Source organism: Pseudomonas sp. JC1203, from assembly GCF_056175065.1.
In genome coordinates this window covers 60,455-71,248 of sequence record NZ_JBWCAM010000021.1, presented here as the reverse complement: position 1 = coordinate 71,248, position 10,794 = coordinate 60,455, and the positions used below count along the sequence as shown (strand labels likewise).

The 10,794-nt window shown below is 70.4% G+C and carries 1 protein-coding gene; it reads left to right on the top strand.

All coding sequences use genetic code 11. The features are described from left to right. Window positions 1–15: 15 nt before the first annotated feature. Window positions 16–10,791, top strand: coding sequence for an amino acid adenylation domain-containing protein (locus AC0SZ7_RS26105; protein WP_475507087.1), 10,776 nt, complete (start codon window positions 16–18; stop codon window positions 10,789–10,791). Window positions 10,792–10,794 lie beyond the last annotated feature (3 nt).

Genomic DNA, 10,794 nt, shown 5'->3' with positions numbered 1-10,794 from the left:
GAGAGACGGGACGACATGAACCAATTCATCGAAAATCAGGACGACGAACTGCTGGCGCTGCTGCTTGCCGAGGAAGCGGGCGAGCCAGGCATTCCCAGGCGTCCCGATGAAGGCAGTGCGCCCCTGTCGTTCTCCCAGCAGCGCCTGTGGCTGCTGCACCGCTACGACCCGGCCGCGGCCCAGTACAACCTGCCGCGGGCGCTGCGCCTGGAAGGCGAGGTGGACGTGGCGGCGCTGGAGCAGGCGTTCCAGGCGCTGATCCAGCGCCATGAAGTGTTCCGCACCCGCTTCGTCGAAGTCGACGGCCAGCCGCGCCAGGTCATCGAGCCCCACGTGACCTTCCAGCTGCACCGCGAAGAGAAGGTCGACTGCAGCCAGATCAACGCGCGCATCCGCGCCGAGGCCGCCATTCCGTTCGTGCTCGACCGCGCGCCGCTGCTGCGCGCCACGTTGCTGTCGTGTGCCGACGAGTGCGAGCAGGTGCTGCTGTTCACCCTGCACCACATCGTCTCCGACGCCTGGTCCAACGCCATCCTGGTGCGCGACCTGTCGGTGGCCTACGCCGCCGCCCTGGGCCAGGCCGACGCGCGCCTGCCGGTGCTGGAAGTGCAATACGCCGACTACGCCGCCTGGCAGCGCCAGCGCTATGAACAGGGCCACGCCCAGGCCGCTGCCGACTACTGGCGCGGCTACCTGGGCAGCCACCTGCCGGTGCTGAACCTGCCGTTGGACCACCCGCGCCCGGCCATCCAGGGCCACCGCGGCGAATCGCTGCAGGTGCAGTTGCCCGACGCCCTGCTGGCGCGCCTGCGGGCGTTCTGCCAACAACAGGCATGCACGCCGTTCGTGCTGTTGCTGGGCGCCTGGCAGGCGCTGCTGGCGCGCCACAGCGGCCAGGACAGCTTCGCCGTGGGCGTGCCGAACGCGGCGCGCAGCCAGCGCGAGATCCAGGAGCTGGTGGGCTTCTTCGTCAACACCCAGGTGTACCGCGCCGACTTCAGCCAGCCGCTCAGTGCCCGCGACCTGTGCCGGCGCCTGCGCGCCGAGGCCATGCAGGCGCTGGAATACGCCGACTACCCCTTCGAACTGCTGCTCGACCACCTGCAGGTCGAGCGCAGCCTCAGCCACAGCCCGGTGTTCCAGACCCTGTTCAACCTGCGCAACCAGGACGACAGCACCCGCCTGCAGCTGCCGGGCCTGAACGTGGAAGTGATGACGCTGCCGAGCGTCACCGCCAAGTTCGACCTGTCCCTGGACGTGGCCCTGGGCGAGCACCTGCTGTGCACCCTGGAATATGACCGAGACCTGTTCGCCGCCAGCACCATCGCGCGCCTGGCCGGCCACTACGAGCACCTGCTGGGCTACATGCTCGACCACCCCGACGCCTGCCTGGATGACGCGCCGCTGCTCGGCCAGCAAGAACGCGAGCAATTGCAGGCCTGGAGCCAGGGCGGGGCGGCCCACGCCATGAGCGCGCCGGTGCACCGCCTGTTCGAACAGCAGGCGGCGCTGCGCCCGGACGCCCTGGCGGTGTTGTTCGACGACCGCCAGCTGACTTACGCCCAGCTCGACACCCGTGCCAACCACCTGGCCATGCTGCTGCGCCAGCGCGGCGTGGGCGCCGATGTAATGGTGGGCGTGGCCGCCGAGCGCAGCCCGGAACTGGTGGTGGCGCTGTTGGCCATTCTCAAGGCCGGCGGCGCCTACGTGCCCATGGACCCCGACTACCCGGCCGAACGCCTCAAGCACATGCTCGACGACAGCGGCATCGGCCTGCTGCTGACCCAGGCGCGGGTGCTGGCCAAGCTGCCGCTGGCCGGCCGCGCGTTGGACGTGCTCGACCTCGACGCCCTGGACCTGCGCCAGCCGGTGGCCCTGGCCCCGGCAACGCTGGGCGCCGAACACCTGGCCTACGTGATCTACACCTCCGGCTCCACCGGCAAGCCCAAGGGCGCCGGCAACAGCCACGGTGCGCTGTTCAACCGCCTGGCGTGGATGCAGCAGGCCTATGACCTGAGCGCTGCCGATAACGTGCTGCAAAAGACCCCATTCAGCTTCGACGTGTCGGTGTGGGAATTCTTCTGGCCGCTGATGACCGGCGCCACCCTGACCCTGGCGCTGCCCGGCGAGCACCGCGACCCGGCGGCGCTGATCCGGCGCATTCGCCAGCAGGGCATCACCACCCTGCATTTCGTGCCCTCGATGTTGCAGGCGTTCATGGCCGAGCCCGACGTGGCCCGCTGCACCAGCCTGCGCCTGATTGTGTGCAGTGGCGAGGCGCTGCCCGCCGACCTGGCTGCACGCACCCTGAAGGCGCTGCCCAACGCCGAGCTGGTCAACCTCTACGGCCCCACCGAGGCGGCCATCGACGTCACCCACTGGACCTGCCGCCTCGACGGCCGCGACAGCGTGCCCATCGGCCGCCCCATCGACGGCCTGAGCACCCAGGTGCTGGACAAGCGCCTGCAACCGGTGCCCATTGGCGTGGCCGGCGAGCTGTACCTGGGCGGCGTCGGCCTGGCGCGCGGCTACCACCAGCGCCAGGCGCTGACCGCCGAACGCTTCGTGCCCGCCGCCGAAGGCAGTGGCCGCCTGTACCGCACCGGCGACCTGGTGCGCTGGCGCGAAGGCGGCATCATCGAGTACCTGGGGCGCCTGGACCACCAGGTGAAAATCCGTGGCCTGCGTATCGAGCTGGGCGAAATCGAAGCCTGCCTGCTGGAGTCCGGCCTGACCCGCGAAGCCGTGGTGCTGGCGGTGGACGGCGTGGCCGGCTCGCAGCAGTTGGTGGCCTACGTGGTCGGCGACAGCAGCGTCGAGGCGCCGCTGCGCGCCTGGCTGGCCGAGCGCCTGCCGGACTTCATGGTGCCGGCACACCTGATCACCCTGGAGCAGATGCCGCTGAGCCCCAACGGCAAGCTGGAGCGCAAGGCGCTGCCGCAGCCCCAGGCGCAGGTGCAGGCCTACGTGGCGCCGCAGGGCGAGCGTGAAACCGTCATGGCCGGCATCTGGCAGCAGGTGCTGGGCCTTGAGCAGGTGGGCGCCAACGACAACTTCTTCGAACTGGGCGGCGACTCGATCATCGCCATCCAGGTGGTCAGCCGCGCCCGCCAGGCCGGCCTGCTGCTGGCCCCGCGCGACCTGTTCCAGCACCAGACCCTGGCGGCCCTGGCCAAGGCGGCGCAGCAGGCCGAAGCCCCGCAGGTAGAGCAGGCAGCCGTGACCGGCGCCAGCCGCCTGCTGCCGTTCCAGACGCGTTTCTTCGCCACCGAAATTGCCCAGCGCCAGCACTGGAACCAGTCGGTGATGCTCGGCTTCAACCGCACCATTATCGGCGAACACCTGCGCCAGGCCCTGCACCTGCTGCTGGAGCACCACGACGCTCTGCGCCTGCGCTTCGACGCCCAGGGCCAGGCCCAGCACGCCGCTGCCGGCCAGAACGTCTTGTGGCAAGTGGCAGTGGCCGATGCAGCGGAGCTTGCGGCGGTGACCGAGCAGGCGCAGAACAGCCTCGACCTGCTCGACGGCCCGCTGCTGCGCGCCGTGCAACTGCAACTGTGGGACGGCAGCCAGCGCCTGTTGCTGGTGGTGCACCACCTGGTGGTGGACGGCGTGTCGTGGCGCATCCTGCTCGAAGACCTGCAGGCGCTGTGCCGGCAGCTCGCCGATGGTGCGCGGCCGCAGTTGCCACCGCGCACCACCGCCCTGCGTGACTGGGCCGAGGCCTTGCACCGCCAGGCCGGCAGCGCGCAATTGGCGGCGGAGCTGCCTTGGTGGCAGGCGCAGTTGGCCGACAACCGCGTAGAGCAACTGGTGGCCACGCCCCAGGCGAAAGCCTGCCAGCGCGACCTGCAAGTGATCGAAACTCGCCTGGCCCCCGAGCGTACCCGGCAGCTGCTGCGCCAGGCCCCGGCGGCCTACCGTACCCAGGTCAACGACCTGCTGTTGACCGCACTGGCCCGCGCCTGGCAGCGCTGGAGCGGGCAGGCGGCCGTGCATGTGGAGCTTGAAGGCCACGGCCGTGAGGAGGCGTGGGTGAGCGGCGCCGACCTGAGCCGCACCGTCGGCTGGTTCACCAGCACCTACCCGCTGCGCCTGCAGGCTGCCAGCGATATGGGCGATTCGATCAAGGCCATCAAGGAACACCTGCGCCAGGTGCCCAACCGCGGCATCGGCCATGGCGTGCTGGCCTGGCTGTCGCCCCACGGCGCAGCCTTGCGCGCGCTGCCGGCGCCGCGCATCACCTTCAACTACCTGGGCCAGTTCGACCAGAGCTTCGGCGATGACGCGCTGCTGTACCCGGCAGCCGAAAGCAGTGGCCGCAACAGCGACCCCGAGGCGCCGCCGGGCAACTGGCTGAGCATCAACGGCAGCATCAGCGATGGCTGCCTGCGCCTGGCCTGGAGCTTCGCCCCGCAGTGGTTCAGCGCCCCGCAGGTGCAGGGCCTGGCCGATGCCTGGCAGCTGGAACTGAACAGCCTGATCGAGCACTGCATCAGCCCGGCGGCAGGCGGCCTGACGCCGTCGGACTTCCCCCTGGCGTGCCTGACCCAGGCGCAGTTGGACGACCTGCCGGTGCCCGCCGCGCAAATCGAGGACATCTACCCGTTGTCGCCGATGCAGCAAGGCATCCTGTTCCACAGCGTGTTCACGCCCACCGCCGGCGCCTACATCAACCAGCTGCGCGTGGACGTGCAGGGCCTGGACCTGGTGCGGTTCCGCGCGGCCTGGCAGGCAGCGCTGGACGCGCACCCGGTGCTGCGCGCAGGGTTTGCCTGGGAAGGCGAGGGCGACGCGGCGCTGCAGATCGTGCACCGCCACGTCAGCCTGGTGCTGGAGCAGGGCAGCGCTGGCGAGGACGCCGAGCAGGTGGCCCGCGCCGAACGCCAGCGGGGTTTCGACCTGCGCCGGCCGGCGTTGATGCGCCTGCGCCTGGTGCGCCTGGCCGACGGCGGCCAGCACCTGATCTGGACCTGCCACCACCTGCTGCTGGACGGTTGGAGCCAGTCGCAGCTGCTGGGCGAGGTGCTGCAGCGCTACGCCGGCCAGGTGCCGGACCGCAGCGCCCCGGCCTACCGCGACTACATCCGCTGGCTCGGCCAGCGCCCCAGCAGCGAGCGCTTCTGGCGTGCCAACCTGGGCGAGCTGGATGAGCCGACCTACCTGGCCAACCTGCTGGCCTACGAAGGCAACGGCGACAGCGGCCAGGCCGAGGTGCAGGTGCAGCTCGACCCTGCACGCACCGCTCAGTTGCAGGCCTTCGCCCGCCAGCGCCACGTAACCTTCAACACCCTGGTGCAGGCCGCCTGGCTATTGCTGCTGCACCGCTACAGTGGCCAGGCCACCGTGGCCTTTGGTGCCACCGTGGCCGGGCGCCCGGCGCAGCTGCCGGGTATCGAGCAGCAGTTGGGGCTGTTCATCAACACCCTGCCGGTGGCGGCCACGCCACAGCCGCTGCACAGCGTCGACGCCTGGCTGGCCCAGGTGCAGCAATTGAACCTGGACCTGCGCGAGCACGAGCACACGCCGCTTTACGACATTCAGCGGTGGCTGGGCTACAGCGGCCGCGGGCTGTTCGACCACGTACTGGTATTCGAGAACTACCCCGTCAGCGAAGCCCTGCAACAAGGCGCACCCGCCGGCGTGAGTTTCGCCAACGCGCGTGCCACCGAGCAGTCCAGCTACCCGCTGATGCTGATGGTCAACCTCGCCGAGCAGTTGCACCTGCGCTTCACTTTCGACCTGGCCAGCTTCGACCGCGAAGCCATGGCGCGCCTGGCGCGGCACTTCCAGCACCTGCTGCTGGCCATGGCCGAGGACGCCAACCGGCCGCTGGCCGAGCTGCAGTTGCTGGCCGCCGAAGAGCGCCAGCTGCTGTTGCAACGTGGCGTGCAGGACGGCCCGGCGCTGGCCGCCGCCAGCCTGGTGCCGCTGTTTGAACAGCACGCCGCGCAGGCGCCGGCCAGCCTGGCGCTGATCGCCAGCGACCAGCACCTGGACTACGCCGAGCTCAACCGCCGCGCCAACCGCCTGGCCCGCGCCCTGCGTGCCTCCGGCGTGCAGCCCGACGACCGCGTGGCCGTGGCGTGCGAGCGCGACAGCCAACTGCTGGTGGCGTTGCTGGCGGTGCTCAAGGCCGGCGCTGCCTACGTGCCGCTGGACCCCGAATTCCCCGCCGAGCGCCTGGGCCACATGCTCGGCGACAGCGGCGCGCGCCTGCTGTTGACCCAGCAGCACCTGCTGGCCGAGCTGCCCGCGCACCCCAACACCTGGTGCCTGGACCGTGACCAGGCGCTGTGGGCCGATGAAGATGCCAGCGACCTTGCGCCTGTCACCCAGCCGCAGCACCTGGCCTATGTGATCTATACCTCCGGCTCTACCGGCCGGCCCAAGGGCGTTGCAGTCAGCCACGGTGCGTTGCTCAACTTCCTCGCCAGCATGGCCGAGCAACCGGGCCTGGCGGCGGGCGAGCGCATGCTGGCGCTGACCTCGCTGTCATTCGACATTGCCGGGCTGGAGCTGTACCTGCCGCTGACCCGCGGCGCCAGCGTGGTGCTGGTGGACCGCGACAGCGCCCGTGACCCGCAGCGCCTGTGGGCGGCGATCGAGCAGCACCAGGTGCGCAGCATCCAGGCCACGCCATCGACCTGGCGCATGCTGGCCGACCACCCGCAGCTGGCGGCAAAGCTTGCCGGGCGCCAGGTGCTGTGCGGTGGCGAAGCGCTGCCCGCCGACCTGGCGCAGCGCCTGATTGCCGCCGCCGGGCACGTGTGGAACCTGTATGGCCCCACCGAAACCACCATCTGGTCGGCGCGCCGCCGCCTCGACCAGCAGCAACCGCAGCCGTGGCTGGGCGAGCCCATCGCCCACACCGGCCTGTACGTGCTGGACGCCTACCTGCAGCCGCTGCCCCAGGGCGTGGCAGGTGAGCTGTTCATCGGTGGTCAGGGCCTGGCCCGCGGTTATCACGGCCGCGCCGACCTGACTGCCGAGCGCTTCGTGCCGGACCCGCAAGGGCACGGCCGCCTGTACCGCACCGGCGACCTGGCGCGCTGGCGCGCCAACGGCCAGCTGGAATACGTCGGCCGTATCGACCAGCAGGTGAAGGTGCGCGGCTTCCGTATCGAGCTGGGCGAAATCGAAGCACAGCTGCTGCGCCAGCCCGGCGTGCGCGAGGCGGCCGTGGTTGCCCGCAGCGTGGGCCAGGGCCACCAATTGGTGGGCTACGTGGTGGGCGAGGCGCTTGACCTGAACGCCCTCAAGGCTGCGCTCAAGCAGCAGCTGCCCGACTACATGGTGCCGGCGCAACTGCTGCAGCTAGCCGCCATGCCCCTGACCCCCAACCGCAAGCTGGACCGCAAGGCCCTGCCGGCGCCGGACTGGCAAGGCCAGAGGTACCAGGCGCCGGAAGGCGCGCGCGAAACCGTGCTGGCCGAGATCTGGGCGCAGGTGCTGGGGCTGGACAAGGTCGGCGTGCAGGATAACTTCTTCGAACTGGGCGGCGACTCCATCGTCACCATCCAGGTGGTGGGCAAGGCCCGCCAGGCCGGGCTGGTGTTCAGCCCCAAGGCGCTGTTCGAACACCCTACCGTGCGTGCCCTGGCCGCTGTGGTCGAAGCCGTGGCGGCCAGCACCGATGACGACGCGCCGCTGCTGGTGCTCGATGACGCCCAGCGCGCGGCGTTGCCGGCTGGCGTCAGCGAGGCGTTGCCGCTGACGCCCATGCAGCACGGCATGCTCTTCCACCAACTGCTCGACAACCGCGACGGCGTGTACGTCAACCAGCTGCGCGTGGACGTCGAGGCGGTGGACGTCGAGCGCCTGCGCCAGGCCTGGCAAGCGGCGCTGGACGCCCACGACAGCCTACGCACAGGCTTCTGCTGGCAGGGCCTGGACACCCCGCTGCAATGGGTGCAGCCGGCGCTGACCTTGCCGTTGCAGGTGCTGGACTGGCGCAATGATTTCGACAGCCAGGCCCTCGACCGCCTGGCCGGCGACGACCAGGCTCGCGGCTTTGCCCTCGACCAGCCACCGTTGCTGCGCCTGACCCTGGTGCGTTGCGACGAGCAGCGCTACCACCTGATCTACACCCACCACCACATTCTCATGGACGGCTGGAGCACCGCGCAGCTGTTGGGCGAAGTGATGCAGCGCTACCTCGGCGAGGCGCCACCGGCCAGCCCCGGCCGTTATGGCGATTACCTGCGCTGGCTGCAGCGCCGCGACCCGGCGGCCACCGAGCAGTTCTGGGACCAGCAGCTGGCAGCGCTGGAAGCCCCCACGCGGCTTGCTGATTGCCTGGTGAAACCCCAGGGCGGCGAGGGCTTCGGCCAGCATGAAGTCCACCTGCCACTGGCAGCGCTGGCCGCGTTCGCGCGCAGCCGCCAGGTCACCGTCAACACGCTGTTGCAGGCGGCCTGGGCCATCGTGCTGCAGCGCTACAGCGGCCAGCCGGCGGTGGCGTTTGGCGCCACGGTGGCGGGGCGGCCGCCGGAGCTTGCGGGTATCGACCGGCAGTTGGGGCTGTTCATCAACACCCTGCCGGTGGTGTCGCTGCCGGCGCCGCAGCTGTCTGTCGGCCAATGGTTGCAGCAGGTGCAGGCGCAGGCCGTGGCCCTGCGCGAATTCGAGCACACGCCACTGTTCGAGCTGCAACGCCGCCATGGCGATGGCGAAGCGCTGTTCGACAGCCTGCTGGTGTTCGAAAACTTCCCGGTGGCCGAAGTACTGGAGCGCGCCGACAGCCCGGTTCTTTTCTCGGGCGCGGGCATCCACGGCAACACCAACTACCCGCTGACGCTGATGGCGTCGTTGGGCGACAGCCTCAAGCTGGCGTTCAATTACCGCCGCAGCCACTTCAGCGAACCGGCCGTGCAGGGCCTGGCCAGTCAGCTGCAGACCCTGCTGCTGGCGATGCTCGATGACCCGGCGCGGCCATTGGGTGAGCTGCCGTTGCTGGACGCCGCCGGCCAGCGCGCGCTGGTGCTCGACTGCAACTGCAGCGCCATGGCCTATGACCCGGCGCACAGCCTGCACCAGTTGATCGAGGCGCAGGCGGCGCGCAGCCCGGACGCGGTGGCGGTAATCGCCGACGACGGCCAGCTCACTTATGCGCAACTCAACGCCCGGGCCAACCGCCTGGCCGGCTACCTGCGCGAGCAGGGCGTGGGCCCCGACGTGGCGGTGGGCATCGCCCTGGAGCGCGGGGCCGCCTTGCCGGTGGCCTTGCTGGCGGTGATGAAGGCCGGTGGCGCCTACGTGCCCATGGACCCCGAGTTCCCCCGCGAGCGCCTGGCGCACATGCTTGAGGACAGCGGCCTGAGCCTGCTGCTCAGCGAGCGGCGCCTGCTGGCGGCGCTGCCAACCACCCAGGTGCCGACCTTCTGCATGGACGACCTCGACGGCCTGGCGCACTACGCTGCCGACAACGGCCCGGCCGTGGGCCACCCCGAGCACCTGGCCTACGTGATCTACACCTCCGGCTCCACCGGCAAGCCCAAGGGCGTCGCGGTGCGCCAGGGCGGGCTGGTCAACTTCCTGCACAGCATGGCCGCCGAGCCGGGCCTGGCGGCGACTGACCGGGTGCTGGGGCTGACCTCGCTGTCGTTCGATATCTCGGCGCTGGAGCTGTACCTGCCGTTGCTGGTGGGCGGCGCCGTGGTGCTGGTGGAGCGCATGGCGGCCAAGGACCCGGCGCGGTTGCTGGAGGTGATCGAGCAGCATGACGTCACGGTGATCCAGGCTACGCCGTCGAGCTGGGGCATGCTTGCCAGCCACGAGGGCTTCAGCCGCCTGCGCGGCAAGCGGTTCTTCTGCGGCGGCGAGGCGCTGTCCACCGAGCTGGCGGCGCGCCTGGGCGAACAGGCGGCGCAGCTGTGGAATCTCTATGGGCCGACCGAGACCACTATCTGGTCGGCGCTGAACCGCGTGCAAGGGCGGCCGGACCTGGGCGGGCCGCTGGCCAACACCCAGCTGCACGTGCTCGATGACAGCCTCAACCCGGCGCCGCCTGGCGTGGCGGGCGAGCTGTACATCGGCGGCGATGGCCTGGCGCGGGGTTACCACGCACGGCCCGGGTTGACCGCCGAGCGCTTCGTCGCCGACCCGTTCAGTGCCAGCGGCGCGCGCCTGTACCGCACCGGCGACCTGGCGCGGCGGCGCGCCGATGGTGTGCTGGAGTACCTGGGGCGCATCGACCAGCAGGTGAAAATCCGTGGCTTGCGCATCGAGTTGGGTGAAATCGAAGCCTGCCTGCTGGCCCAGGCGGGCGTCGCGGAGGCCGCCGTGGTCGCCCGTGAGTCGGCCTACGGCAAGCAGTTGGTGGGTTATGTCACCGGCGTCGACGACAGCCGCCTCGAAGCGCTCAAGGCGCAGCTGCGCCGCGACCTGCCGGACTACATGGTGCCCGCGCAACTGCTGGCGCTGCCGCGCATGCCGCTGACCCCCAACGGCAAGCTCGACCGCAAGGCCCTGCCGGCACCGGACTGGCAACCGCGTGACTACGTGGCGCCGCGCACCGAGACCGAGCAGCTGCTGGTCGACATATGGGCGCAGGTGCTGGGCCTTGAGCAGGTTGGGGTGACCGACAACTTCTTCGAACTGGGCGGCCATTCGCTGCTGGCCACGCAGGTGTTCACCCGCCTGCAGAGCGCCTTGCAGGTGTCGCTGAGCCTGCGCCAGGTGTTCGAGGTGGCCACCGTCGCCGAGCTCGCCGACCTGGTCGACGCCGCCCGCGCCCCGCAACCCACCACCGACCTGGACGACTTGATGGCCCGCCTGGAAGCCTTGTAACTG

Bases quoted from the DNA above. Each gene is read 5' to 3' on its own strand.
- AC0SZ7_RS26105 (WP_475507087.1), top strand. From the start codon at position 16: ATGAACCAATTCATCGAAAATCAGGACGACGAACTGCTGGCGCTGCTG.